At 66.9% G+C, this 25,692-nt stretch carries 20 protein-coding genes; 8 read left to right on the plus strand and 12 right to left on the minus strand.

From position 1 onward, the window contains the following. Positions 1-77: 77 nt before the first annotated feature. From icmH to ACN22W_RS37740, 3 genes are all read left to right on the plus strand, one after another. A complete protein-coding gene (gene icmH, locus ACN22W_RS37730) occupies positions 78-1,208 on the plus strand; it encodes a type IVB secretion system protein IcmH/DotU (RefSeq protein ID WP_419690158.1) in 1,131 nt (376 codons plus the stop codon). A 175-nt stretch (positions 1,209-1,383) separates the two neighbouring features. Continuing rightward, positions 1,384-1,686 carry a hypothetical protein gene (locus tag ACN22W_RS37735; RefSeq protein WP_419690159.1) on the plus strand — a complete coding sequence of 101 codons (303 nt, stop codon included), beginning with the start codon at positions 1,384-1,386 and terminating at the stop codon, positions 1,684-1,686. Between the two features lie 202 nt (positions 1,687-1,888). Next, positions 1,889-3,817, plus strand: a complete 1,929-nt coding sequence (locus ACN22W_RS37740; RefSeq protein ID WP_419690160.1) for a collagenase — start codon at positions 1,889-1,891, stop codon at positions 3,815-3,817. Positions 3,818-3,993: 176 nt separating this feature from the next. Here the strand turns inward: ACN22W_RS37740 and ACN22W_RS37745 are convergent, their stop codons facing one another. From ACN22W_RS37745 to ACN22W_RS37780, 8 genes are all read right to left on the minus strand, one after another. Continuing rightward, a complete protein-coding gene (locus tag ACN22W_RS37745) occupies positions 3,994-6,126 on the minus strand; it encodes a hypothetical protein (protein ID WP_419690161.1) in 2,133 nt (710 codons plus the stop codon). A gap of 11 nt (positions 6,127-6,137) precedes the next feature. Then, positions 6,138-9,956 (minus strand): AMP-binding protein, encoded by a 3,819-nt coding sequence (locus tag ACN22W_RS37750; RefSeq protein WP_419690162.1) that lies wholly within the window; start codon positions 9,954-9,956, stop codon positions 6,138-6,140. Between the two features lie 89 nt (positions 9,957-10,045). Beyond that, a complete protein-coding gene (locus ACN22W_RS37755) occupies positions 10,046-10,942 on the minus strand; it encodes an MBL fold metallo-hydrolase (protein WP_419690163.1) in 897 nt (298 codons plus the stop codon). A 5-nt stretch (positions 10,943-10,947) separates the two neighbouring features. Continuing rightward, a complete protein-coding gene (locus tag ACN22W_RS37760; protein ID WP_419690164.1) occupies positions 10,948-11,946 on the minus strand; it encodes a ketoacyl-ACP synthase III in 999 nt (332 codons plus the stop codon). Further along, on the minus strand, positions 11,943-13,052 hold the full coding sequence (locus ACN22W_RS37765; protein WP_419690165.1) for a 3-oxoacyl-ACP synthase III family protein: 1,110 nt from the start codon (positions 13,050-13,052) through the stop codon (positions 11,943-11,945). The genes ACN22W_RS37760 and ACN22W_RS37765 overlap by 4 nt, the downstream gene beginning before the upstream one ends. Further along, positions 13,052-13,939, minus strand: a complete 888-nt coding sequence (locus ACN22W_RS37770) for a hypothetical protein (protein ID WP_419690166.1) — start codon at positions 13,937-13,939, stop codon at positions 13,052-13,054. The genes ACN22W_RS37765 and ACN22W_RS37770 overlap by 1 nt, the downstream gene beginning before the upstream one ends. Next, positions 13,936-15,591 (minus strand): AMP-binding protein, encoded by a 1,656-nt coding sequence (locus ACN22W_RS37775; RefSeq protein ID WP_419690749.1) that lies wholly within the window; start codon positions 15,589-15,591, stop codon positions 13,936-13,938. The genes ACN22W_RS37770 and ACN22W_RS37775 overlap by 4 nt, the downstream gene beginning before the upstream one ends. Positions 15,592-16,310: 719 nt before the next feature. Further along, the gene (locus tag ACN22W_RS37780) at positions 16,311-16,976 is read right to left on the minus strand and encodes a TetR family transcriptional regulator (RefSeq protein WP_419690167.1); all 666 of its coding nucleotides are present in this window, start codon (positions 16,974-16,976) and stop codon (positions 16,311-16,313) included. Between the two features lie 94 nt (positions 16,977-17,070). On the opposite strand from ACN22W_RS37780, the gene ACN22W_RS37785 reads away from it, so the two are divergent. Continuing rightward, complete coding sequence (locus ACN22W_RS37785; protein ID WP_419690168.1) at positions 17,071-17,895, plus strand: NmrA family transcriptional regulator; 825 nt, start codon at positions 17,071-17,073, stop codon at positions 17,893-17,895. A 2-nt stretch (positions 17,896-17,897) separates the two neighbouring features. Next, the gene (locus tag ACN22W_RS37790) at positions 17,898-18,383 is read left to right on the plus strand and encodes a DUF1772 domain-containing protein (RefSeq protein ID WP_193102969.1); all 486 of its coding nucleotides are present in this window, start codon (positions 17,898-17,900) and stop codon (positions 18,381-18,383) included. A 24-nt stretch (positions 18,384-18,407) separates the two neighbouring features. On the opposite strand, the gene ACN22W_RS37795 is transcribed toward ACN22W_RS37790, so the two are convergent. Beyond that, positions 18,408-19,208 (minus strand): AraC family transcriptional regulator, encoded by an 801-nt coding sequence (locus ACN22W_RS37795; protein ID WP_419690169.1) that lies wholly within the window; start codon positions 19,206-19,208, stop codon positions 18,408-18,410. Positions 19,209-19,298: 90 nt separating this feature from the next. Between ACN22W_RS37795 and ACN22W_RS37800 the strand changes: the two genes are divergently transcribed. After that, a complete protein-coding gene (locus ACN22W_RS37800; protein ID WP_419690170.1) occupies positions 19,299-20,207 on the plus strand; it encodes a DMT family transporter in 909 nt (302 codons plus the stop codon). Continuing rightward, the gene (locus tag ACN22W_RS37805; protein WP_419690171.1) at positions 20,204-21,181 is read left to right on the plus strand and encodes an ATP-binding protein; all 978 of its coding nucleotides are present in this window, start codon (positions 20,204-20,206) and stop codon (positions 21,179-21,181) included. The genes ACN22W_RS37800 and ACN22W_RS37805 overlap by 4 nt, the downstream gene beginning before the upstream one ends. A 90-nt stretch (positions 21,182-21,271) precedes the next feature. Here ACN22W_RS37805 and ACN22W_RS37810 read toward each other — a convergent pair whose 3' ends face one another. Continuing rightward, positions 21,272-21,580, minus strand: a complete 309-nt coding sequence (locus tag ACN22W_RS37810; protein WP_419690172.1) for an ArsR/SmtB family transcription factor — start codon at positions 21,578-21,580, stop codon at positions 21,272-21,274. Positions 21,581-21,593: 13 nt separating this feature from the next. Beyond that, positions 21,594-22,805: an MFS transporter gene (locus tag ACN22W_RS37815; protein WP_419690173.1), complete on the minus strand. Its 1,212-nt coding sequence runs from the start codon at positions 22,803-22,805 to the stop codon at positions 21,594-21,596. 141 nt (positions 22,806-22,946) lie between these two features. On the opposite strand from ACN22W_RS37815, the gene ACN22W_RS37820 reads away from it, so the two are divergent. Continuing rightward, positions 22,947-23,855 (plus strand): LysR family transcriptional regulator, encoded by a 909-nt coding sequence (locus ACN22W_RS37820; RefSeq protein ID WP_419690174.1) that lies wholly within the window; start codon positions 22,947-22,949, stop codon positions 23,853-23,855. A 26-nt stretch (positions 23,856-23,881) separates the two neighbouring features. Here the strand turns inward: ACN22W_RS37820 and ACN22W_RS37825 are convergent, their stop codons facing one another. After that, positions 23,882-25,690: an ATP-binding protein gene (locus tag ACN22W_RS37825; RefSeq protein WP_419690175.1), complete on the minus strand. Its 1,809-nt coding sequence runs from the start codon at positions 25,688-25,690 to the stop codon at positions 23,882-23,884. Positions 25,691-25,692 lie beyond the last annotated feature (2 nt).

Genomic DNA, 25,692 nt, shown 5'->3' on the forward strand with positions numbered 1-25,692 from the left:
CTTCCGATTCGAGGAACCAGACCGGGTTACCGGTGTCTCCATCGCTTGCCGCGCGACTGAGGGCTGCCGAACTAGCGGTGAATCCGTTGCTTGAATCCGCACACGTGTTGTTGCGCGCGCTGGCCAGCACACCCGCCTCACTGGATCCTGAAGCTGTCGTGTATCGACGGCAATGGCTGGAACACGAGCTCAGGCTGTTCACGCGTGTCTGCAACGAGCTGAAGCTTCGATCCGGACACGTGGTCCGCGCGAGTTATTGCCTGTGCACCGCGCTCGATGAAGCAGCGATGAAGACGCGTTGGGGAAAGGGCGAGGCAGCAGGGGTGGACTGGCAGTCAAACAGCCTGGCGCTTGCGTTGGGCCACGATCGGCAGGGCGGTGATCGGGTGTTTCGATTGATCGACGAGGCGATGGAGAGCCCACGCGAGCACCTCGACCTGATCGAGTTGTTTCAGAACATCCTCGATCTCGGATTCCAGGGGCGCTACCGCTTCGCGAGCGAAGGTGCGACGCGCTTGTTGAACATCCGCGAGCGGGTGCATGGCGTCGTGATGACGGGCGGACTCGGGTTCGTTCGCGACATTGAACCGATTCGGCTGCCCCGACAAACCGCGGTTGATCCGTGGGTGCGCCCTGTGACAGCGCGGCGACCGCGCCGGTGGATTCTCGTCGGCCTGATCGTTGCGTTGTTGCTGGCGGCGATCGGATATGCCGCTGTCGGCCATTGGGCGGGCGGCTCGCAACCCGCTTCGGCGACGGCCTCTCTCGATGCGCTGACGGCACAGCTCGGATCAAGCTTGCGCGATGAAATTGCAGCGGGGAATGTCGATTTGCATCGCGATGTCGCGACGAACACGCTGACGCTCAGATTCAACGGCATGTATGGGTCCGGCGACGTGATGGTGGCACCGTGGTGGGCTTCGATGATGGCTTCAATCGGTCGGACGATTACCGCGTCGGCACCATCGGCGCACGTCCGCGTCGCCGGCTACACCGATGCGATACCGGCGGATACGACGCGTCAGGGTGGCAATCAGGTGCTGTCCGAAGCCCGTGCCCGGCAGGTCGCGCAGATTCTCGTGGCGTCCGGTGTGCCACAGGAACGCATCAGCGTAGCAGGACAGAGCGATGCCGATCCTCTGGCCGACAACGGCTCGAAGGAAGGGCGCGCGAGAAACCGTCGCGTCGAAGTGACCGTATCGAATTGATGCAGGAAACCGAACATGTTTGGCGCGAGGCTCGATAAACCGCAACGCCATGGGTGACCGCCATTCGTCGTAAGGCTTCAATGGGTGCGGCACCGGGCACCATCGAGGCGCCCGGTGCCGATCCGACGCACGCGCCGATCAGGTCTGGATCGTGTTCATCACGTTGGCCGGCGTGATGAGATCGAACACCACGGTTTCGGGAATCGCGGTGGCGCGGGTGCCGGTCAGGCAGACCCTCGCCGCACTGCTGATCGACCTCGGACGATACGACCACGCGATCGACACGCTTCACGCGTCGCTCGGCGGCGACGACCCGAATCGCAACCTGTACATGAATTTCAAAGGCAACGGTTGGGCGTATTTCGGGCTGACGCAGGCGTATGAACGCAAGGGGATCGAGAACCTGACGCCCGACCAACGGAGGGACTACGACAGCGCACGGAAGCGGCTCGCCGAATACTGCCCCACCGGGCAGTGACGCATGCGCGTTGTCGCTCGACCGGATGTAGGCGGGTCGTGCCGGCCGGTTGAATTGTTTCGCAAATCGATTTTAATATTCAAATAATTAAGCCAACCAACACCGAATTATTTCGTATTGATTAAATTGACGTTACAATATGTAATGTTATATCTTGATTGCCCAAAAACAATCGAGAGAAAACAAAGTGGCAATAAACGACGTGCTTCAAAAAAGCCGCCGCTGGTCGGCCATCGTCGCGTGGTCGGTATTCGCCGGACTGGTCGGCACCGCGTCGGCCAATACCGAACCGCCGCAGCCGACGCAACCCAAGCAGGCGCGCATGCCTCGCGTGCCGCAGAATCTGCCCGTGTCGCCCGAGCAGGCGCAGTACAACCTGCCGCTCAGCGAGCAGGATCGCGCGGCGCTGACCAGGCCTTCGCAGCTCAAGCAGCCGGCCACGCGCAGCAAGCGCAGCACGTCGGGCGTCGATTGCCGCGACATTTCGGTGATGACCCAGTATCGCGGCGCGGCACTCGCCGATTACATCGCGAATCTTCCTGATTACGAATGCCATTACGGCCTGTTCTCGGTTGATAAAGCGCAGGCCACACAGATATTCAATGCCGAAAACGTGCACGCTGTCGCGAGTCGTTTCGTGCAGGAAATCTATCAATACGACGCGAGCAATTTGATCCTGGTCAATTTGCTGATTTATCTGCGTGCCGCTTATTACCAATATGATGTATCGGGCATCGCGAACCCGATTCCGAATCTCGCGGTGTCGCTGCGCCCGTATATCAAGCAAAGCCTGGAGGGCGATGCGCTCTATCGCGACAATTCACGTGCGCCGAGCACCGCGAACGAGCTGATGAAGCTCATCACGAACATGCGGGACGAAGCGTACTACCTGCCGACGCTGAAGAACCGCATCGCGTCCTACACCGTGAGCGCGGCGAATCCGCAGGCGGCGGCGCCGCTGCTGCAGCGCAGTGCGGCAGGCGGCTTCACCGGCTTGCTCACGGTGTTCTTCTACGCGCACCAGCGCAGCGGCGCGCAGCCGATGCTCGACAGCGACGCGACGCTTCCGGAGACGCTCAACCGCTTCGTCACCGCGAACCGCGCGAGCCTGTCGAACACGAGCGCCGCCTATCAGCTGGCCGACGCGGCGCGCGAAACGTTTCGTTTCCTCCGCTATCCGACGCAGAAGCCGCGCGTGAAGAAAATGATCCAGGACCTGCTCGCGTCGACGAGCATGACGGGCGCGGACAGCGATCTCTGGCTCGCGGCGGCGGAAGCGGTCGACTACGGCGATCCGGGCAACTGCGCGGACTACGGCACCTGCGACTACAAGAAGCGGCTGGCCGACGCGGTGCTCTCGAATCGCTACGCATGCAATGCGGGCGTGCGCATTCTCGCGCAGGACATGACGATGCCGCAGCTGCAGTCGGTCTGCACGGCGGTCGCGCGGCAGGACGACTACTTCCACCGGATGATGAAGACCGGGCGCAAGCCGGTCGCGGGCGATCGCAACGACACGATCGAGCTCGTCATTTTCGATGACTACGCGAACTATCGAAAATACGCGTCGGTGATCTACGGCATCAGCACCGACAACGGCGGGATGTATCTCGAGGGCGATCCGTCCGCGCCCGGCAACCAGGCGCGCTTCATCGCGCACGAGGCATCGTGGCTGCGGCCCGAGTTCAAGGTGTGGAACCTCGAGCACGAGTTCACGCACTATCTCGACGGCCGCTACGACATGGCGGGCGACTTCTCGGTGAGCACCGCGAAGCCGACCGTGTGGTGGATCGAAGGCGTCGCCGAGTATCTGTCGAGAAAGAACGACAACCAGGAGTCGATCGACGCGGTGCGCACGGGCGCGTACCGGTTCTCGGACGTGCTCGGCACGCGTTACTCGTCGAGTGACTACGTCACGCGCGCGTACCGGTGGGGCTACATGGCGACGCGCTTCATGTTCGAGCGCCATCGCGCGGACGTCGACACGATCGTGTCGCGCTTCCGGGTGGGCGATTACGACGGCTACGCAAACCATGTCGCGTACATCGGCAATCGCTACGACACCGAGTTCGCTGACTGGGCGCGCAGCGCGACGTCGGCGGGCGAGCCGCCGGTGCCGGCGACGCGCTGACCGGCACGGGCCGGCGCCGCGTGATCGGGCGCCGGCCACCGTGGCGCCCGACGCACCCGAGCAGGGAGCAGGGAGCAGGGAGCAGGGAGCAGGGAGCAGGGAGCAGGGAGCAGGGAGCGGCCCTCGAACGGAAGTTCGAGGGCCGCGTCGCGTCGACATGACGCGACGCCACCGCGCTAGCGATCCGTGCCGATGTCGGCAACGTAGTTTGCGATACTGAAGAATCGATAGTCGCTCAGCAGGTCCGGCGCCGGGAACCCCTCCGGATGAATCCGCCCGTAAATCGGGCTATCGGGGCGCAGGCCGGCCAGCGTCAACGCGAGCGTGAATTCGTTGAACGGCGCCATGAACTGACGCGACACGAAATGCATGCCCCAGTTGAACACCGACGGAAGCTGCTCGGTGCGCAACCACGTGTCCGGCCCGCCCGGCGCACGCGCGCAAAGATTCTCCGCCCACGGGCTATGTCCTTCCACGATCAGAAAGCCATGCTTCGCGTGGCGCTTCCAGCGGGTCAGGAAATCGATGAGATCCGCAGCCGCCACGTAACCGGGAACAAGGCCTTCCGCGTCGCTATACGCCACCTTGAACGCATGCTTGATCTGGTCGAGCGTGATCGGCAACTCGGCCTGATCCGATACCGTCAGGGCGCCCGCATAGTACTGATCGATCACCGCGCGCAGGCGTGCTCGGTCGACGGTGCGGAGATGATGCTCGAGGATCGCTTCGGCGTCGTCCTTGCGCCGGATGCTCAACCGGCGGTTGTGGACCAGGAACATGAAGGTATGCAGCAGGTCGCTCAGCCGCGCCGGGCGCACGCTGCCGTCCGGCTGCGCGACGGTCAGGCCGCTTTCGGCGACGGCTTCGTCGTAGCGGTCGGGCTGGGAAATGTCGGCGGCGATCACGCGCACCTGCACGCCGGGGATGTCCTTCAGCGCAGACAGCGTGGCGGCGGCGCGGCCGCGCGCGGATTCGTTGTAGTCCGCGCCGATCACGAGCAGCGGATGGGTCGCGAGGTGCCGGCCGCGCCGCGTCGACGTGATGACGTATTCCGCCAGGCGCTTCAGTGCGCTGCCGTCGCCGCAGCCCATGTCGGCGATGCCGGCCGGCTGACGGTCCAGCAGCGTGTCGTCGAACAGCGTGCGCAGGATTTTCGTCGTGATTTCCTGCGACGCCGGCCCGGACCCGGCGCCGCTCGACGCATACACGTTCATCACGCGATCGATGTGGCCGTCGCTATCGATATCGAGCGGATCGGGGTTGCGGAACAGGAGTTCGTCGAGCAGCGCATACGAGCGCAGATAGGACGCGGGCAACCCCGCGTAAGGGGCGGCAATCGGCCGGTGAATCCGGCCCGACTCGGTGAGGCGCACCTTTTCGCGATCGATTTCCGCCATGCCGAACTTGCACATCAGCGCCCATGCCGCGTGCAGCACGACAGGATCAGCCTGTGTCCACGCGCCGACCGCGACCCCGTCGGGCTGCGCGTCGAGCTTGCCGAGGATGCCGGGCGCCGACTGCGCGTACTGGCCATCCGGCTGCCTGTCGAACACCGGCATATCGAGCGCGACCCAGGTCGGGCCGAGCAGCAGGCCGTCCATCGCCGTGCGCAGCTGTCCGTTCACCTGGCGCTCCAGATCGGTGGCCGGGAGCGGAAGCTCCGGCCAACCCGCCACGCAGATCCGCGCGAGCTGCGCATACAGCACGCTGTCGTTGGCCGCCACGCGCGTTCGATGACACAGTGCGTGCAGATGCTGGAGTACCGACGTGGCATTCGCCAGTTGCTCGAACAGCGGCCGGGTGCGCTCGACGCACGCGACGACATATTCACCGGCCGGGGTGAGCGCATATTCGGCGTCTTCGTCGCCGCGATCGAGGGTCAGCCAGCCGGCCAGGCTCAACAGGTTGAGGGCGCCCCACAGCACCCCAAGGTTACGGGTCGGATCGGGCTGGCGGGATTCCGCGAACGCGCGCATCGCGCGGGGCGCGCCGGCCCGCAGGCCGCGGAACGCGCCGGCAAACACCAGGCGCGCCAGCGTCGGCACCAGCACGATGCCGTTCGCCCAGTTGCAACTGCGCGTATAGGCCATCACGCGCTGAGCGTCGTGTCGGCCGATGCGCAGCGTGGCCGCATGCGTGTGTTGCTCGAGCTTGACCGGCAGTTCCATGTCGAGCACCTCGACGCCGATCGCGGTACCGGCCGACAGGCCGAGCAAGGTGCGCGTTTCGTCGGGATAGGCGTGGAGATAGTGTTCGAGTTGTCGGGCCAGCGCGGCGGTGGAATCACCAAGGTCGAATCGGGCGTGCATGTTTGACGGTCTCACAGGATCGAAGGTTGGGCTGCAATGGGTGAAGATGCATCCGGATCGGCGTGCGCGACGACAACCGCCGGCGCGGCGCCGTGCGTCCGGGGCGCGAGATGGGCGGCCAGCGCGCGAATGGACGGGTAGTCCCAGACCGCGGACGGATCGACGGTCACGCGGAACGCCTCGCTGAATACGAGCGTCATTTCGACGGCGAGGATCGAGTCGAAGCCGATCTCGGCGAAGGTCGACTCGCGCGTCAAGCGAAGCTTGCGGTGCTTGAGGCGTTCGCCCAGCCACGCGATGAGCCATTGTTCGACGGCATGAACCTGCTGCCGATCGAGCAGGCTCGCCGGCTCGCTCATGATCGGGGTTTCGGCCGAACCGGCGTCTTCGCCGGCTGGCGCGTCGGGCGCATGGGAGACCGAGCGCGCGTCGGCATGGGCGTCCAGCAACGGATCGACGCGTTGGCTTGCACCCGGGATCGTTTGCTCGATCGCGCCGATCTCGAACCCGGTGCGCGCTGCCCAGTCGTTCAACTCCACCGAGGTGGACAGCGCAGAGCGCAGGCCGACCTGCCGTTGCGCGGCCTCGATCGCGCGTTCGTACTGGCTCTGCACCCAGCGCAGCGCGCCGTCGCCGATGCGCTGCTGCGCCGCCGCGCGTTCGATCACCGCCAGCAGCAAGCCCCATTGCGCGACCGTGCCGAGCCAGTAATTGACCCAGACGGCGGCATGCGCGGCACCGCCGAGTTTCGACGCATTGGCGAGCCCGTCTTGCGCGAGCTGTGCGCCCAGCTCGCGCAGCTCCGTGGCCAGCACGCCGGTGCCCAGCGCATGCTCCAGATAGCGCAGCAGATCGTCGCTCCCGTTGAGCAGGCGGCTGCCCAGGTGAACCAGCAGCGTTTCGGTCGGCCCCTCGAAGATGCGGGTCAGGCGCGCGTCGCGGAAGATCTGCGGCGCGAGGTTGGTCTCGATATAACCGCGGCCGCCCAGGAACTGCATCATCTCGTCGGCGGATTGCGACAGCAGCTCGGAGCCGAGAATCTTCGAGATCAGCAGGCAGTCTTCAGGCAGCGCGACGCCGAGGTCCAGCTCGGTGGCGAGGTGCTCGACCAGCGCGTTGAGCCCGTCGATGCGGTCCCGCAGCTCGCCCAGGCGCAGGCGGCTGAGCGGGTTGTCCAGCAGGAGGCCGGTGCCGACCTGGCGCCGCGCCCCGTAACGATGCATCAGCTGCGCACAGCGTTTCATTCCGCCCACGCAGACGGCCGCGATGCCGAGGCGCGCAATGTTCATCGCGTGCTGCGCCACGAACATCCCCTGGCCGATGTCGCCGAGCCGGTATGCGTCGCTGATGCGTGCCCGATCCAGATGCAGCGAATTCTGGATCATGCCGCGCACGCCCATCGTCAGCTCCTCGGCGCCGATCCGCACGCCTGGCGTGCCGGGGCGCACCGCCAAGCCGACCATTCCGGTGCCATCGGCCTGCTTCGCGAACACGTTGATGATCCCCGCCCATGCGGATGAGCCGCTCCAGCTCTTGTTCCCCGTGACCAGCCAGTCGCCGGACTCGATGCGCTGCGCGCGGGACGCGATCGCGCGCACATGCGAGCCCGCGGCCGGCTCCGTGATCGCGAAGGCGGCGAGCATCCGGCCGCTCGCGAGGCTCGGCAGCAATTCCTCGCGCAATGGCGGCTGCGCATGCTGCATGATCGGCAGGATCCCGAGCGTGTTGTTCAAGGTGACGAAGAAAGCCAGCGTCGAATCGATCGCGGCCAGTTGCGCCAACACGCGCGACATGTCGCGCTGGCCGAGGCCGAGGCCGCCATGCGAACGGTCGATCGGCATGCCGAGCAGGCCCCGGTTTCCGAAATCGAGCACGATGTGCGGCGGAATGGTGCGGCGCTCGTCGATGGTGCGCGAATCGATCCGCGTGCGGGCGTAGTGCCTGAGCCAGTCGTTCAGTTCGTCGACGGTGGCGCTGGCATCGCGCCGGCGATCGTTGGCCGCCGGTTTGTCGGCAACCGCTGCCGGGCGCGCGGGCTGATGGTGATCGGGCGCGGGCGTCTCGACGCCGCTCTCGACGTCCCACTGTGCGAGGATCGTCAGCGCGCCGTCGTGCAGCTGCGTGCGGCACGTGCTGCGGCGCACCTTGCCGCTCGACGTTTTCGGCACGCTGCCGGGCGATACCAGCACGATCGCGCTCGGGCCGATGTCGAGGCGGTTCCAGATCGCCTGGCGAATCGCGTCGATGAAGCTGTCGAGATTGCCCTTGCGCTGCGTGCGCTCGACTTCCGCCACGACGATCAGGCGCTCCGCGTCGACCTGGTCGTCCATGAAGGCCGCGCAACCGTTCGGCACGAGTTCCGGCACGCCGACGATCAGCGCGTACTCGATGTCTTCCGAGTAGTAGTTGCGGCCGGCGAGAATCACCATGTCCTTGAGCCGGCCGGTGACATACAGTTCGTTATCCAGAATGAAGCCGAGATCGCCGGTGCGCATGAATGCCTGATCCCGGTCGCCGGCCAGCGTGTGCCGGAAGGTTGAATGCGTCTGCTCGTCCAGACGCCAGTAGCCGGCGGCGATGCTCGGGCCGGCCACGCAGATTTCGCCGATGGTCCGATCGTCGCAACGCGCATTGGTCTCCAGGTCGCGCACGATCACCTGTTGTTCGCCGTCGGTGCGGCCCACGCCGACCAGGACCCGCTCGCCCGGGCGGTCCAGCGGCTGCGTCGATACGCCCTGGAATTCGCTGCGCAACACCACGGATTGCCGCTGGAGCGCGGCCTGATCGACGCACAGCGTGCGGATCGGATGCCGCTCCGTGCGGCCGGCGACGTACAGCGTGCCCTCCGCCAGCCCGTAGCACGGCAGGAAACCGTCGGCGGCGAAGCCCGCGGCGGCGAAGCGCTGCGCAAAATCCGTCAAGGTGCTGGCGCGTACCGACTCGGCGCCGTTGTAGGCGACCCGCAGGCACGACAGGTCGAGTGTCGCCAGCTGTTCGTCGGAGATCCGCCGGCAGCACATCCGGTACGCGAAATCCGGCGCGCCCGTCAGGTCCGCGCGGTACTGGCTGATCGCACGCAACCACAGGTACGGATGCTGGATGAAGCGTTCCGGGGCCATCAGTACGCTCCGGAAGCCGCCATAGAGCGACGTCAGGATCACGCTGATCAGGCCCATGTCGTGGTAGGGCGGCAGCCAGCTGACGATCGTGCTTGCCTCGTCATAGGCGAGCCATTCGCGCATCAGCCCCAGGTTGTGCATCAGGTTGCCGTGCGACACCATCACGCCCTTGGGGCTGCCGGTGGTTCCCGACGTGTATTGCAGAAAGGCGATGTGGGAGGGCTGCACGCCGGCGGGGGAATTCACCGGATCCAGCGCCTGCGCGCCGCCGACGTCGAGCAGCGTGCTGCCCGATGCATCGGTATCGGCGAGCCAGGTCGTGCAGCGCGCATGGTCATCGGCCGAGCACAGAATCGTGTTGGCGCCCGCGTTCTCGACGATGCCGGCGATCCGCACCATGTGCTGCCGGTTGCGCGGCGGGTAGGCGGGCACCGCGATCGCGCCCGCATACAGGCACCCCATGAAGGCGCTGACGTAATCGAGCCCCGGCCGGCACAGCAGCAGCACGCGGTCGCCGATCTCGACCGCGTTCTGCCGCAGCAGCGCGGCGACCTGGCGGGCGCGTGCGTCGAGCGCCGCGAAGGTCATCGATTCGGCCTGTTCCTGTTCGGGCGGCCCGCTCAGGAACACGTAGGCGGTTTTGTCGCCGAGGGTGGCGGCGCGGTTCTGAAGCAATTCGCTGAGCGTGGTCGGCAAGGTCGCAGTGGTCATAATGTCGTCGGAAGAGGAATGAAAACAGCGAGCAGCGGCCTGACGCCGGGCGGCGCCCATGCGTTGCTGCGGCGGGAATCCGAAGGAGGCTATTCGGCGCGATGGAACAGATCGATCATGTGCATCATGCTTTTGAGATGCAGGAAATGCGGCACCACCTTTTCGCTTCTTGCCGCGTAACGGGCAGTCCAATGGTGGGCCAGTTCCTGCGTGGCGGCTGTGTTGCCACGCACCGCGCGCGCGTCGGCCTCGCGTGCATCGAGGCACGCGCGCGCATGCCGCGCGGCCGATCGGGCAGGCGCGCCGGCGAGGATGCCGTGGTGCCCCAACGCAAGCCGCGGCGCGTGCAGCTGCTCGATGACGCCCAGCGAGTGCCGATACGCAAACAGGTCCTGAAAGACCAGCGGCAGCCAGTGGCTGGCGCCGTGAAATTCGCCGAGCGCATCCGACACGAAACCGATGTCCAGCTGCGGGCAGTAGTAGCCGAACTGGCAACGGCTGTGGCCCGGCAGTGCGATCGTGCGAATCTGCATCCCGCCGCCGATGTCGAGCTGCGTGCCCGGATTGACCGGGTAGAACGGCAGGTCGGACAGCTCGGTGAAGTCGACACCGACGGCGGGTTCCCACGACCGTGACGCGTGCGCGTCGAGCTGACGGATGGTGCGGCAGGCCGACGGGCTCTGGAACGCATCGAACGCGTCGGGCGAGCCGGATACATGAAGCCACGGCATGCGCGACTTGAGCGTCATCAGCAGGCTGCAATGGTCATAGTGCGAGTGGGTGATCAGCCAGTAGCGCAAATGCCGGATGCCGCCGAAGTCCCGCAGCAGATCGTGAAGCTGCTGCCACACGAGTTCCGTCATGCCGCTCAGGCCGCCCTCGATCAGCGTCGCGGCCTCGTCGTTGACGATCACGTACAGCGGCACGTCAGCCGTGCCGACGAGGGCCAGCCGCGGCTCGATCCACCCCGGGGAAGCGTTCAGCATGTCGTTCAGCTCCGGTAAAGCGCACAGGCCCAGGTCGCGCCCGCGCCGTAGGTCACGAAGAGGTTGAGCTGCCCGTCCGGCATGCGGCCTTGCTCGCGCGCGATGGCGAGCGCGACCGGAAACGCCGCGCTTGCCATATTGCCCAGCTGATCGACGGAGATCATGCAGCGCTCGCGGGGCAGACCGAGCCGCTCGATGACCGCGTCGAGGATGCGCAGGTTCGGCTGATGCGGCACGACCAGGCCGATATCGCCGATCGTCAGCCGGTGCTTGTCGAGCATCTGCCGGCACGCGTCGACGATGCGTCGCGTGGCGTCTTCGAACATGGGCCCGCCCTTCATCCGGAAGTAATGCCGGCCGGCCGCGATGTCGTCTTCGTCGATGAAGTGCGGGCGTCGCGCGCCGGGCGCTTCGGTGCTGAGCAGGTCGAACTGGGTGCCGTCGGCGCCGAGCGTCAGGTCGATCAGCCCGTGCGCCGGGTGGTCCGTCGCTTGCAGCAGCAGCGCGGCGGCACCGTCGCTCAGCAGGATCGACAGATTGCGGCCGGCATTGCTGGTGTCGATCCGCCGCGACAGCGCCTCGGCGCAGATCAGCAGCACGTTGCGATACAGGCCGCTCGCGAGGAAATGGCGCGCGATCTCGACCCCGTAGAGCCCGCCGCTGCATTGCGCGCGGATATCGAAGCACGGGATCTCCCGCAATCCGAGCCGGGGCTGGATGTAGCACGCCTGCGACGGATCGTGATGATCCGGCGACAGCGTATTGATGATCAGCAGATCGACGTCGTGCGCGGTGACGCCCGCGTCGGCCATCGCCCGCTCCGCGGCCGGGCACGCGAGATCCGCCAGATCCTGATCGGGGGCGAGATAGCGTCGCGCGACGACGCCGGTTCGTTCGCGAATGAACACGTCGCTGGTGTCGATCATGCCGGCGACTTCGTCGTTGCCGACGATCCGTTCCGGCAGTGCGTGGCCCATCCCGGCGATAACGAGTCTGGTCGTCATGCCCGCACCTCCTGCTCCGTGACGGCGGCGACGGTTTCGCCCGCATCGGTCACGACGGTTTCGCCCCAGCGCCACAATTGCGCGCCGAAGCCCCAGCCGGCGCCTGCGCCGGCAATCACGACCAACGATCCCGGCCGGATCACGCCTTCGCGGATCGACTCGAACAACGCAAACGGCACGGCGGCCGACACGAGGCACGCACAATCGGCCACGCGAATCACGTATTGGTCGGGCTTGAGCCCGAGCCGCTGGGCCCATGCGCGCACGAGCAGCGCCGACGGCTGATGGAACACCATCGCATCGACGTCGGCGATGCCCGTTCCGCTCCGCTGCAACAGCCGCTCGACAATATCGGGAATGGCCACCGGCATGAAGCGCGAGATCGCCTCCTGCGCTTCGGGCTTGAGCGTGAAATACACGCCGAACGGGTTGTCGGCGTCGGTTGCCGCGTCATCGTCTGCCGCGGCCCGGGCGTTGCGCCACTGCATCGTCACGAGGTCGTAGTGCGTTGCATCGCTGCGATACGCGGCATCCAGCCAGTCGGCACCGCCGGGATCGGCCGGCTCGGCGACGAGCACGGCCGCGGCCGCGCCATCGCCGAAGTTCGTCGACGATTTGCTGGTGTAGTCGACCACCGCCGACATGCGCTCCGACGAGCACACCAGCGCGCGTTTTACCCGCCCCTGCTTGATGAGGTTGGTGGCGAGCTGCAGTTGCAGCACGAAGCTCGCGCATTCCATCTCGACATCGGCGTCGAGCGCGCGCGTGGCGCCGAGCCGGTCGCGCAGCGCGCGCGACAGCCGCGGCGCGAAACGGCGCCGGCCGTCGGCGAGCGACACGAACGGCGACGTCATGTTGAACAGCACCAGATCGAGTTCGGCGGCCTCCACGCCGGCACGGGCGAGTGCGTCGCGGGCCGTGCGCTCGGCCAGCGCAAGCTCGGATTCACCGGCATCGGGATCGATCATGTAGCGCGATTCGATGCCCCAGAATTGCCACCATTCCGACGGAATGGGCTCGACGTCCGCGAACACGGGATCGTCGTTGGGGACCTGGCGTGCCGGCAGGCGGCACGCGAGACTTGCGATTCGGACGTTGTGCACCATCAGACCTCCATCGTGCTGCAGGCGATGCGCGGCCTGAACGGATCCAGCGTCATGGCGACCACCGACCGTTCATCCTCACGCAACGACATCGAATGTGCGACGCGGGACGCGAGCCACGCGGGCAGCTGGAACGGGTTCGGGATATCCGTCGAACCGGCGACGACATCGACGTGGAAATCGCGACCCACGCCGGTGGCGATCGACGGCCATCCGCTCAACCACGATTCGCAAAACAGCGTGGCGGCGCGATGGTCGATGCGGCTCTGCACCGCGTCGACCATTGCGCGCACCGCGCTGGCCGCATTGGCCGGTTCGGCGTCGAAGCGACCGGTTGCGTGATCGAAGCGGCTCTCGAAGCGGGCCAGCGACAGGAGGCCGTTCACGCGCCGGGCGGGCAGCGCGTCGAGCGTCGCGAACGGGGGCGAATCGAGGTCCGCGTAGCGGCTGGCATCAATGCGGTCCTGGCCGGCAGGCGTCAGGACGATCGCCCCCGCGCCGTCGGCGAAGCCGCTCGTGGCCACTTGTTCGACGTCCGCGAGCGCCTCCGCGCGAACGACGAGCGCGCGTCGATAGCCGAGCTGTTTGCAATGGCTTTGCGCGAGATCGAGTGCGAGCGTCCAGTCCGCGTCGAGCAGATCGAACACGGCCGCATGTCGCGCACGCAGGTCGCGCTGCACCGAGTGCGCCAGCCGCGGCCCGGCGATCGTCGGCGCGTCCGCCATCCGGCTGGGAGAAATCGACAGGCTGACGATCAGATCCAGTTCCGACGGCAGGCAACCGGCTTGCTGCAGCGCCTGCCTGGCCGCCTTGATCGCGTAATCGTTGGCGCAGGATTGCGCGGTGATCGCGGGGTCCGGAATGGCCACCGCGGCGCCGAGAATTTTCATAGGGCGTGCTCGTTGAGGACTGCGTGATTCAGGGGATGCGTCACGCCATGACCCGCCTGCCGGAGCACGGCGCGCCGCAATTTGCCCGATTCGTTGCGTGGCAAACCGCCGGCGTGATAGGTCACGCGATGCGGACATTTGTACGGCGCAATCACGTTCTTGACGTGCTGCTGCAGCTGCGCCGTCAACGCGTCCGAGCCGTCGACGCCCGGTCGCAGCACCACATGCGCGCAGATGAGCGTGCCGCCCCATTCGTCGATCTGTCCGACGACGCCGCATTCGGCGATATCGGGATGGCGCAGCAGCGCCTGCTCCACTTCGCCGGGAGACACCGTGTAGCCGGAGCTGATGATCATGTCGTCGGCGCGCGCCTGATAGAACAGATAACCGTCCTCGTCCAGGTAGGCGCTGTCGCCCGTCAGGTTCCAGCCGTGCTTCACGTAGTCGCGTTGCCGCGCGTCATTCAGGTAGCGGCACCCGGTCGGCCCCTGCACGGCCAGGTAGCCGATTTCGTAGGGCGGCAGGCATTGGCCGTGCTCATCCAGGACGGCAAGGCGGTAACCGGGCACGGCCTTGCCGATTGCGCCGTCCTTCGCGCCGGTGTCGCCGGTCGACGCGAAGATATGCAGCATCTCGGTCGACCCGATTCCGTCGATCAGGTGCAGGCCGGTGCGCTCCCGCCATGCGTCGCGCGTCCAGGACGGGAGCGCTTCACCCGCCGACACGCATTTGCGCAGGGACGACAGGTCATGCGTGTCGAGATGGTCGAGCATCGCCCGATAGGCTGCCGGCGCCGTAAACAGGATGCTGACCCGATGCCGGTCGATGGCGGCCAGCAGCCGCTCCGGGCTCGCTTTCGGCAACAGCACGACGCTTGCGCCGACACTGATCGGAAACAGCAGCAGCGCGCCGAGGCCGAACGTGAACGCGAGCGGTGGCGACCCGCAGAAGACGTCATCGGCCGTGGGCCGGAGCACGTGCTGCGGAAAGCAGTGGCAGGCCGCCATCACGTCGCGATGAAAATGGACGGTGGCCTTCGGTTCCCCGGTCGTCCCCGACGTGAACGCGATGAGGCAAGGATCGTCCGCGCGCGTGTCGGCCGCCGCGAATGCCGCTGAATAGCCGCCGAGCCAGTGCGCGTGCGGATGCGTGTCGTCCGTTTCGTAGTACCGAACGTCGCCGCGCCACTGAATGCGCGCCATCGCCGTGTCGAGCTCGGTCGACAGCCCGGCTTCGCAGATGACGTGCGTGACCCGGGCTCGCCCGATGATGGTCGACAGTTCGCCGGCGCGCAGCTTCGGCATCGTCGCGACGGCCACGCCGCCGGCCTTGACCACGCCAAACCACGCGGCGGCCAGCATCGGGTGATTGGCGCCGTGCAATAGCACCCGGTTGCCGGCCACCAGGCCCGCATCGCGGACCAGCATGTTGGCGATCCGGTTGGCGGCATCGCGCAACTCGCGATACGACCACGTGATGCCCGACTCGGTCCTGATCGCAACGCGATCGCCCCAGCCCCGTTCCTCGACTGCGGTATCCAGCAGCGCGGCGGCGCAATTGAGAAACGGCGGAAACTGCAGCCCCGGCAACTCGAAGACAAACGCCGGCCAATCTTCGGCAGGGGGCAGGTTCGCGCGGCAAAAGTCGTCCATCGTCAGCGCTCGCAAGAGTGTGAGTTCGAAGTCCGCGATAGCGGTGCGGCGCCGCCGGGCCCTATGATCGGGCCCGTCCCGCGCAACCTGAATCGCGATGCCAAAGAGGCGTGGTCGGGGCGGCAGGCACCTGTCGCCGCGCGACGCACGGAGAGCCCGGTCAATCACATGATGGCTTGCCGGTTTTTATGGATTTATTCCGTCTCATTTGATTTTCAAAATAAACAATAATCGATCGATTTAATGCGGATTGCTTGGGGTTGGAAATTCGTCGATCGATTTGGTGGGTTTAAAAACGTGCCGTAAGCTTAGCGGAAGTAAAATTGAAAAGTAAATGGCAAGATTGATGGATGGCTGGAATTATTGATTGAAATCGATTCCATTAAGCATCGGCATTTGATTGAGTTAATCGATTTCGGTTAATCATCTCGCGATTTGTTGACTCCGGTGGAATCTGGCTGCCGGAGCGCTGAATAAAGCGTCGCGACGTTCACCGGGGCGAAACGAGCGTTGCGTCACGAAGCGGATTGCTTCGCGCGAAAGACGAAAGACCCGCGCTCCCGGGAGCAGCGGGTTATTGAGTCGGTTTGGATGGGGAATCAGGGGGGCGGGCGCCGGGGTCTCGGGTTGCGCCCATACGGATTTGCGTAATTGTATTAACGAATATTTTGTTTCAAGTGCGAAATCGGAATGCCGCGGTTCGGGGATTCGATCACATCCTAGCTGTCGAGCACCGATAAATCTTCCGGCAATGTCCGCTTGAACATCGAGAGAATCCTGCGCGCCGCCTTCGGCGGCAGTTCGATCGCATGCCGCACCGCCGCAGCGATCAACACCATCGTCAATTCCGAGAATGCGGCCAACTGCGCGTCGGGTACCGCCGGTGCGAGATCCCGCAACGCACCGGTCAATAGCCCGGCCAGAAACACGCCGTCCGCCCGGTCGAGTTCCTGCAGCGCGCGGTCGGCTTGCGTGGCCCGCCAGATGTCCCGCATCAGCGGCTCGTCGACGAACATCTGGTAGTAGCTGTCGGTGATGCGGCACAGCGTGCCGTGCAGATCCTCGATCCGCTTCATCTTCGCCAGATCGCGCCGCACGCAGTCGTGCCCGACTGCGTTGTAGCGTTCCGCGAGCGTGCCGATCACGGCTGCCTTGTCCGGAAAGTACTGATACAGCGAACCGAACGAGATGCCCGTGCGCTCGACGATGTCGCTCATCCGGAACGCGTCGCAGCCTTTCTCGATCATGACTTCCGACGCGCACGCGAGGATGCGTTCGAACCGCTCGCGGCTGCGCTGCTGCGTCGGTACGAGCCGCGCGCGCGCCGGCGCGTCCGCTGCCACCGCTTCAGGCTCGTCGTTCTGCCCCGATTTTTGTCGGCCCATGCCGCCTCCAGAAAAACTTGACGTTGCTAATGCGAGAGTCTATCGTGTTTTTGAAACGCGAGACATTCTCGTATTTTGACCCAAGGAGACGCACATGTCGGCACTTCCCATCCTCATCGTCGGCGGTTCGGGCAAGACGGGCGCCCGCGTCGATGCGCGGCTGCGCGCACGCGGCATCGCTACCCGGCCCGTGTCGCGCACGTCGGCCGTCCGCTTCGACTGGACGGCGCCCGCGACCTGGCCCGCCGCGCTCGACGGCGTGTCGGCCGCGTACGTGACCTACCAGCCCGACCTCGCCGTCGACGGCGCGGTGGACGCGATCGCCGCATTCGCGCGGCTCGCGCGCGACAGCGGCGTCGAACGTGTGGTGCTGCTGTCGGGGCGCGGCGAGCCACGCGCGCAGGCGGCCGAGGCCGCGCTGCAGGCGTCGGGCGTGGGCTGGGGCGTGGTGCGCGCGAGCTGGTTCAACCAGAACTTCTCCGAGGGCTACCTGATCGACGGCGTGCTGGCCGGCGAGGTCGCGCTGCCGGCCGGTGCGGTGCGCGAGCCGTTCGTCGATGCGGACGACATCGCGGACGTGGCCGTGGCCGCGCTCACCGATGCGCGGTTCGCGAACCGGGTGATCGAGGTGACGGGCCCGCGCGCGCTGACGTTCGCCGAAGCGGTCGGCGAAATCGCGCGGGCTGCCGGCCGGCCAATCGCTTATCGCGAGATTCCGCCGGACGCGTTCGTCGCGGCGCTGCGCGAGGTTGGCGTGCCGGAGCCGTTCGTCGCACTGCTCGACGAACTGTTCGGCGTGGTGCTCGACGGGCGCAACAGCGCGGTGATGCACGGCATCGAGGAGACGCTCGGGCGGCCCGCGCGCGATTTCTCCGACTATGCGCGTGCGACGGCCGCGACCGGCGTGTGGAGCGCATGACCATGATCGCGCTCGTGACTTCCGCGTTGCTGTGGGGTTCGGCCATCGGCTGCGGGCTGATGGCCGGCGTGTACTTCGCGTTCTCGACGTTCGTGATGACGTCGCTCGCACGGATCGCGCCGCATGCCGGCGTGGCCGCGATGAATGCGATCAACGTCGACATCGTGCGCTCGCCGTTCATGCCGCTGTTCCTCGGCACGACGCTGATGGCGCTCGCGCTGGTCGTGATCGCGCTGTTCGATCGCGACCAGCCGGGCGCGATGGCGGCGGTCGCGGGCGGCGTGCTCTACGTGTTCGGCATGTTCGCGGTGACGATGGCCGTCAACGTGCCGCTCAACGATGCGCTGGCCGCGGCCGATCCGCTCACGACGCATGGCGCGGCGCTGTGGACGCGCTATGTGCACGACTGGACGATGTGGAATCACGTGCGCACGGTGGCGTCGGCGGCCGCGTGCGTGTTTTTCATCGCGGGGATCGCGGCGCGGTAGCGCCGCCGTCGTGCCGAACACCCACTACGCATAAAACGCCGACGGCGACACGCCGAAATGCCGCTTGAACATCGCGGAGAACGCGCTCTGGCTACTGTAACCGTGATCCATCGCGACGGTCAGCACTTTCTCGCCGTGCGCCAGACGCTTGAGCGCGAGCAGCAGCCGCGCCTGCTCGCGCCAGCGGCGGAAGCTGAGCCCCGTCTCGCGGCGGAATGCGCGATGCAGCGTGCGCACCGACAGGCCGAGCACATCGGCCCACTCGGCGATCGTGCGCAGGTCGTCGGGCGCGGCGACGAGCGTGTCGCAGATCGTCCGCAGGCGCGCGTCGTGCGGCCAGGGCAGGTACAGCGGCAACAGCGGCGCGACCGTCACCTCGGCGAGCAGCAGGTGCATCAGGTGATCGTGGCGCGAGCCCGGCGCGTAGTCGAGCGGTACGTCGACCGCGGCGAGGATCAGCTCGCGCAGCAGCGGATGCACTTCCACGACGCAGCTCCGCGCGGGCAGGTGTTCGACTGCGCCGGGCTCGACGAACACGGTGCGCATCTGCACGTCGCCGCTCATCTGCACCGTATGGTCGAGGCCCGCTTCGAGCCACACGCCGCGCGTCGGCGGCACGACCCACGACGCGCCTTCGGATTGCACGTGCATCACGCCCTCGATCGCATAGAGCAGTTGCGCGCGACGATGGCGGTGCGGCTCGATGCACGTGCCGTGCGCGTACGTCGCTGCCATCGCCGACACGGGCATCGGCGTCGATTCGTAGCGCAGGTGCGCGAAGGGCGGGGTGGACTCGATTGTCCGATTGGCGATAAGTCCTGACATTTTGGCGTGAGACAGGCAGTTGGGCGGGCGGGCACGATGGCGTTCCGATGCACGCCAGACCCCTGTCACGATATTAATCCGTCAAACGCGATGAACAAGTCTCCTTTTCTGTTTCCCTTCTGCGCAATCGCGCTGTGGGCCGGCAACGTCGTTGTGTCGAAGCTGTCGGCATCGACGATCGACCCGTCGGCGATCACGTTCTACCGGCTGCTGCTCGCCGTCGCGCTGATGAGCGTGTTCACGTTGCGCCCCGCGTGGCGCAATCGCGCGGCGCTCGTCGCGCACCTGCCGAAGCTCGCGGTGCTCGGCTTTCTCGCGATGGCGCTGTTTCAGAGCCTGTCCTACGAGGCCGCGAAAACGACAAGCGCGACCAACATGGCGATCATCACCGCGCTCGTGCCGCTGATGACGATGGCGCTCAGCTCGCTGCTGCTCGGCGATCCGCCGGGCGCGGGCATGGTGGGCGGCGGCATGCTGTCGCTCGCGGGCGTCGTGTACCTGATCGCCGAAGGGCACCCGACCGCGATCGCCGCGCGCGGCGTGCATGCGGGCGACCTGCTGATGCTGGCCGCATCGGCCGCGTATGCGCTCTACGGCGTGCTGCTCAAGCGCTGGCGCATTGGTGCGCTGCCGGCGTGGCAGTCGACCTACGTGCAGGCGCTCGCCGCGCTCGTGTTCATGGTGCCGATGTTGCTGCGGCTGCCCGCGCAAGCCGCGTGGCCGACACGCGCGAGCGTGCCGCTGATCCTGTACGCCGGCGTGCTGGCGTCGGTGGTGCTGCCCTATCTGTGGATGCAGGGCGTGCGGCTGCTCGGCCCGAGCCGCTGCGCGATGTTCATGAACCTGCTGCCCGTGATGACGGCCGGCGGCGCGATCGTGCTGCTCGGCGAATCGCTGCGGCTTTATCACCTGATCGGCGGCGGCGTCGCGCTGCTCGGCGTGGCGCTCGCGCAGCGGTTCCCGTTTCAGGCGGGTGCGTCGCAGGGCGCTCGGCAATGAGCGGCGATCGCGACGTGCAGGACCTGATTGCCGCGCTGCCGGACGGGCGCGCACCCGTTGCCGTGTCGTCGCTCGCGCGTCAGCTCGAACGGATCGCGGTGGCGCTCGAAGCGATGGCGCACACCGGGCGGCCGGCGGCCGTCGATTTCGAGGCGGTCGTCGCGTTTCGCTGGCGCGGCTTCGGCGGCGGTCATCACGCGGCGCCGCTCGAGCCGATCCCGTCACCCGCGCTCGTCGCGTTCGACGCGCTGCGCAACGTCGGCCGGCAGGCGGCGATCGTTGAACGGAACACGCGGCAGTTCGTGCGCGGGTTCGCGGCCAATCACGTGCTGCTGACCGGCGCGCGCGGCACCGGCAAGTCGTCGATCGTGAAGGCGTGCCTGCATGCGTTCGCGGCGCACGGGTTGCGGCTGATCGAGGTCAGCAAGGAAGGGCTGAACGACCTGCCGGCGATCGTCGAGCTGGTGCGCGCGCGGCCCGAGCGCTATATCGTGTTTTGCGACGACCTGTCGTTCGAGGCGGGCGAGACCGGCTACAAAGGGCTGAAGACCGTGCTCGACGGATCGGTCGCGAGCGACCTGTCGAACGTGCTGGTGTACGCGACGTCCAATCGCCGCCACCTGATGCCCGAGCACGCGAGCGACAACGCGAACGTGTCCCGTGCGGAGAATGGCGAGCTGCATCCCGGCGATGCGGTCGAGGAGCGGATCTCGCTGTCGGAGCGCTTCGGGATCTGGGTCACGTTCTACGGCTTCACGCAGGACGAATACCTGGCCGTCGTCGACAGCCGTCTCGGCGCGGCAGGTTTCGACGCCGAGCAGATCCGTGCGGCGCGCGAGCCCGCGCTGCAGTGGGCGCTCGAACGCGGCGCGCGCTCGGGCCGCATCGCCGTGCAGTTCGCGCGCGATTACGCGGGGCGGTTTGTCGACGACGACGACGCGGACGAACGCGAACCCGTGCGGCGGACGGGCTGAGCGCCGCGCTACCGGCGCCGCTCGGACAACGCACGGAACGCGACGTCAGGCACGACGCAACACATCGACCTGATGCTGCCCCGGGCCGGGTCAGAGATCGCTGGCGACCCGGGCGACGAACGCGGCGATGGCCGTATCGTTGCGGGCGACGAAGATCCACTGCCCGACGGGCGTCGCGACGATCAGGCCCGCGTCGCGCAGCAGTGCGATGTGGGCCGAGACGGTCGATTGCGATAAGCCGCTGCGCGCCACGATCGACGCGAGCGGTACGCCGTGGCACGAATGAAGGCGCGCCGCGCTTGGGAATGTGTCCGGTGAGTCCGGCGCCTTCAACCAGCGCAGCACGTCCCGTCGAAACGGATGCGCGAGCGCCTTATGAATGAGGTTGAGATCAGTCATCGCGCACACCGGATCAGCGCCGCCCCATGCAGCGATGCACGAGCGCGGCGGCGAGCCCGGCCGCGATGCCGAACGCGACCACGCCATGCCAGCCGAAGCGGGCCATCAGCGCGCCGCTGACGGTTGCGCCGAGCGCGCCGCCGACGAAGGTCGCGGTCATGTAGAGGCTGTTGATGCGGCCCTGCGCCTTCGGATCGGCGGCAAATGCGCGCGTCTGGTTCGCGACCAGCCCGGCCTGCACGCCGATGTCGAGCACCACCACGCCGATCACGAGCAGCGCGAGCGAGCGGCCGGCGCCGGCCAGGATCAGGTAGGAGACCGTCACGATCGCGATGCCCAGGCCGATCACGCGCCGCGTGCCGATCCGGTCCGACGCCCGGCCGCCGATCGTGGCGGCCAGCGCGCCCGCCGCGCCGATCAGGCCGAAGCCGCCGGCCCACGCGCTGCCGAGGTGCCAGGGCCCGTCGGCGAGCAGCGCCGCGAGATTGACCCAGAACGCATTGAACGCGGCCCACAGCAGCGCCTGCACGATCATCGATTCGCGAATCGGGCGATGCGCGCGTGCCAGCGTCCACAGCGACGCGAGCAGCCGGCCATAGGACAGCGTGGTGCTCGGCACGCCACGCGGCAGCAGCCACGCGGCGGCGATGCCCACCGGCACCATCGCGGCGGCCTCGACGCCATACACCGCGCGCCAGCCGTAGTGCGCGGCGATCAGGCCACTGACCGCGCGGCCGAGCAGGATGCCGACCATGATGCCGGTGACCACCGTGCCGACATTGCGTCCGCGTTCGGTGGGCGCCGACATCACGGCCGCGAACGGCACCAGTTGCTGGGGCACGCAGCTGACCACCCCGAGCCCGAACGCGGTACCGACCAGCGCCCACACACCCGGCGCGAACGACGACGCCACCGCGAACGCGAAGGCCAGCGCGATCTGGCCCAGCACCAGCTTGCGCCGATCGTAGCGGTCGCCGAGCGGCAGCAGCAGCGCCAGCCCGGTCGCGAAGCCGAGCAGCGCCGCGCCGGCCACCAGGTCGACCGTCGCCGGGTCGGCCTGCAGGTTCTGCGCGATCAGCGGCAGGATCGGTTGCGTGCAGTAGATGTTGGTCACCACCGCGCCGGCGATGGCGGCCATCGCGACGATCTTGCCGCGCGAGGCGGTGGCGGGCGGCGCGGCAGCCGCGACGGGCGGCATGCCGGATGCAAGGGGCAATTCGTTCATGGCGGGTTCCTTTCGTGGCGATCCGTTTTTGCCGGCAGCGGATGCGGTCGGCGGGATGATCTGGAAGCAGCCTACCGCCTTGCACTGGGAAAGATAATCCAGCAGAATTTGGAATCATCTTTCCAAAATTCGAGAGGCACCATGAACCGCCTCGAGTCGATGTCCCTGCTGGTGGCGGTGATCGATGCCGGCAGCATGTCGGCCGCCGCGCGCCAGCTCGGCATTCCGCTGGCGACCGTGAGCCGCAAGATCTCGGACCTCGAGACCTACCTGAATACGCGGCTGCTGCATCGCACGACCCGGCAGCTGTCGTTGACCGAGGCCGGCGAGTCCTATGTGGCCGGTTGCCGGCGCATCCTCGACGACATCGCGGAAACCGAGCGCGCCGCCACCGGCGAATACGCGGCGCCGCGCGGCGAGTTGATCGTTACCGCGCCGATCGTGTTCGGGCGCCTGCATATCGTGCCGGTGGTGGCCGCGTTCCTCGCCCACTATCCGGAGATCGACGTGCGTCTGGTGCTGACGGACCGCGTGACCCATCTGATGGAAGAGCAGATCGACGTCGCGCTGCGGATCGGCGAGTTGCCCGACAGCACCTTCATGGCGACCCGTGTCGGCAGCGTGCGCCGCGTGATCTGCGCGAGTCCCGCCTACCTCGCGGCACATGGCGCACCCGAAGCGCCCGGCGATCTGGCGCGGCATCAATGCATTACGTTCGAGGTGCTGGCGTCGCGTCGCGCGTGGGTGTTCGACGGCGAGAAGGGCGAACTGACGGTGCCCGTCCACTCACGCTTCGCCGTGAATACGGCCGAAGCGGCCATCGATGCCGCCGTGCTCGGCGTGGGGCTGATCCGCGTGCTGTCGTACCAGGTCGCTCAGGCACTGCGCGATCGCATGCTGGACGTGGTGCTCGATGCGTTCGAGTCGCAACCGCTGCCGGTCAGCCTCGTGCACAAGGGGCAGGCGCCGATGCCGCTGAAGCTGCGCGCGTTTCTCGATTTCGTCGCGCCGCGGCTGCGTGAGCGTATTGCGGGGCTCACGACCGGCTGATGGCCTGATTCGGGACCGCGCACCGGCTAGGGTTTGTTGTCACGATCGGTGTGCCCGAAAGCCTGTCTCCCCGTCTGCGCGCGCAGGACACGCTCCATTGCCGAGCGCAGCTTGTCGCTCGGCACCGGCTTGTGCAGCAGCATGAAGCCGCCGTGCTTCGACCGGCCGGGCCGGCGCGCCGTCGTGTCGCCGGTGATCAGCATCGCCGGAATGGCCGTGTTGTATTCGTCGCGCAGCCGCGAGATCGCACCGATTCCGTTCTCGTCGCCGTGCAGGTGCAGATCGCAGATCAGCAAGGTCGGGCGTACGTCGTCCGACGCCAGGCGTGCGATCGCCTCGCTTGCCGACGCGGTCGCGACCACCCGGTAGCCCCATTGCGCGAGCAGGATCGACATCCCGGTGCGGATGGCCGATTCGTCGTCGATCACGACCACGAGGTGGGCGGCGGCCGCGGCCGCGTCGACGGCGATCTCGTCCGCGACGACGCCGGGCGGTTGGGCGGTCGCGGGCATTCGCGCCACCTGCAGTTCGAAGCACGAGCCCCGCCCGGGCGCGGAGCGCAGCATCAGCGGGCAATCAAGCAGCTCGGCCAGGCGCCGCACGATTGCCAGCCCGAGGCCCATGCCCTGTTCGTGCCCGCGGCCGTGATGGGTCAACTGATAGTAGTCGTCGAACACGCGGTCCTGCTGATCGGCCGGGATGCCGCGCCCGGTATCGATGACTTGCACGCGCACGTGCGTGCGGGTGCGCCGGCAGCCGACGACGATGCGTCCGGTGTCGGTATAGCGCACCGCGTTCGACAGCAGGTTGCGCACGATGCGCTCGAGCAATACCGGATCGGAGTCGATGACGACGGTGCTGCGCACGTACGTCAGTTGCAACCCCTTCGCATGCGCGTCGACGGCCACGTCGCTGCACACGCGCTCCAGCATCGTGTCGATCGCGAACGGTCGGCGATGCACGGGTACGACGCCCGCGTCGAGCCGCGAGATGTCCAGGATCGCGGTGAACAGTTCGTCCATCGCATTGACGGACTGGTTGATGCGTTCGACGAGCAGCGCACCGTCGGCGGGCATCTGAACGTGCCGCAACGCGCCGACGAACAGGCTGAGTGCATGGACGGGCTGGCGGAGGTCGTGGCTCGCGGCCGCGAGAAAGCGCGATTTGACGTGCGAGGCCTCGGTGGCGAGATCCTTCTGCAGACGGAAGTTTTCGGCGAGCTGTGCGGCGCGCAGGCGCTCGCGTTCGGCGATCCGCTGCGCGTCGATCAGCTGGAGCTGCATTTCGATCTGGTCGCGGAATTCCTCGACGAGCCGGATGTACCGTTCCGAATACGCATTTTCCTTGCAGTCGAGCACGCAAATCGTGCCGAACGTCGTGCGGTCGGGCCAGTGGATCGGCAGGCCGAGATACGAGACCATGTTGACGCGCAGGTCCGGGTTGTCGTGCCATTGCGCCGATTGCCGCGCATCGGGCACGACCAGCGAGCGGTCGCTCTCGATCACCGCCTCGCAATAGAGCCCCGAGCCGGACAGCTCGGCCGATTCGCCCTGATAGAACGGATTGGTTTCGTTGCGGCTGGCCACCACCACCTGGATGTCCTTGCCGACGTGGCGCATGATCAGCCCGGCCGGCACGCCGACGATATCCGCCATCAGATCGACGAGGCGTTGCCATCGCTCGATCACGTCCGCGGCGAGATCGAACGGGCCGTCAGGGTCGGTCGGCGCATCGGGCGATGCGTGACCGTCCGTGGGGCGAGACGTGGAGGCCATCTGCGATCCCGCTGGCGATGAGGATGAAGAAAATCTAGGCGATTCGCGTCGGGTTGGCAATT

Origin of the sequence: Burkholderia theae, from assembly GCF_048565265.1 — a bacterium.
GTDB lineage: Bacteria > Pseudomonadota > Gammaproteobacteria > Burkholderiales > Burkholderiaceae > Burkholderia > Burkholderia theae.

Excerpts from the sequence above, each read along its gene's own strand:
- ACN22W_RS37735 (WP_419690159.1), top strand. The coding sequence starts at position 1,384 with ATGAGATCGAACACCACGGTTTCGGGAATCGCGGTGGCGCGGGTGCCG.
- ACN22W_RS37745 (WP_419690161.1), bottom strand. The coding sequence starts at position 6,126 with ATGCACGCCCGATTCGACCTTGGTGATTCCACCGCCGCGCTGGCCCGA.
- ACN22W_RS37750 (WP_419690162.1), bottom strand. The coding sequence starts at position 9,956 with ATGACCACTGCGACCTTGCCGACCACGCTCAGCGAATTGCTTCAGAAC.
- ACN22W_RS37755 (WP_419690163.1), bottom strand. The coding sequence starts at position 10,942 with ATGCTGAACGCTTCCCCGGGGTGGATCGAGCCGCGGCTGGCCCTCGTC.
- ACN22W_RS37760 (WP_419690164.1), bottom strand. The coding sequence starts at position 11,946 with ATGACGACCAGACTCGTTATCGCCGGGATGGGCCACGCACTGCCGGAA.
- ACN22W_RS37765 (WP_419690165.1), bottom strand. The coding sequence starts at position 13,052 with ATGGTGCACAACGTCCGAATCGCAAGTCTCGCGTGCCGCCTGCCGGCA.
- ACN22W_RS37770 (WP_419690166.1), bottom strand. The coding sequence starts at position 13,939 with ATGAAAATTCTCGGCGCCGCGGTGGCCATTCCGGACCCCGCGATCACC.
- ACN22W_RS37775 (WP_419690749.1), bottom strand. The coding sequence starts at position 15,591 with ATGGACGACTTTTGCCGCGCGAACCTGCCCCCTGCCGAAGATTGGCCG.
- ACN22W_RS37780 (WP_419690167.1), bottom strand. The coding sequence starts at position 16,976 with ATGGGCCGACAAAAATCGGGGCAGAACGACGAGCCTGAAGCGGTGGCA.
- ACN22W_RS37785 (WP_419690168.1), top strand. The coding sequence starts at position 17,071 with ATGTCGGCACTTCCCATCCTCATCGTCGGCGGTTCGGGCAAGACGGGC.
- ACN22W_RS37790 (WP_193102969.1), top strand. The coding sequence starts at position 17,898 with ATGATCGCGCTCGTGACTTCCGCGTTGCTGTGGGGTTCGGCCATCGGC.
- ACN22W_RS37795 (WP_419690169.1), bottom strand. The coding sequence starts at position 19,208 with ATGTCAGGACTTATCGCCAATCGGACAATCGAGTCCACCCCGCCCTTC.
- ACN22W_RS37800 (WP_419690170.1), top strand. The coding sequence starts at position 19,299 with ATGAACAAGTCTCCTTTTCTGTTTCCCTTCTGCGCAATCGCGCTGTGG.
- ACN22W_RS37805 (WP_419690171.1), top strand. The coding sequence starts at position 20,204 with ATGAGCGGCGATCGCGACGTGCAGGACCTGATTGCCGCGCTGCCGGAC.
- ACN22W_RS37810 (WP_419690172.1), bottom strand. The coding sequence starts at position 21,580 with ATGACTGATCTCAACCTCATTCATAAGGCGCTCGCGCATCCGTTTCGA.
- ACN22W_RS37815 (WP_419690173.1), bottom strand. The coding sequence starts at position 22,805 with ATGAACGAATTGCCCCTTGCATCCGGCATGCCGCCCGTCGCGGCTGCC.
- ACN22W_RS37820 (WP_419690174.1), top strand. The coding sequence starts at position 22,947 with ATGAACCGCCTCGAGTCGATGTCCCTGCTGGTGGCGGTGATCGATGCC.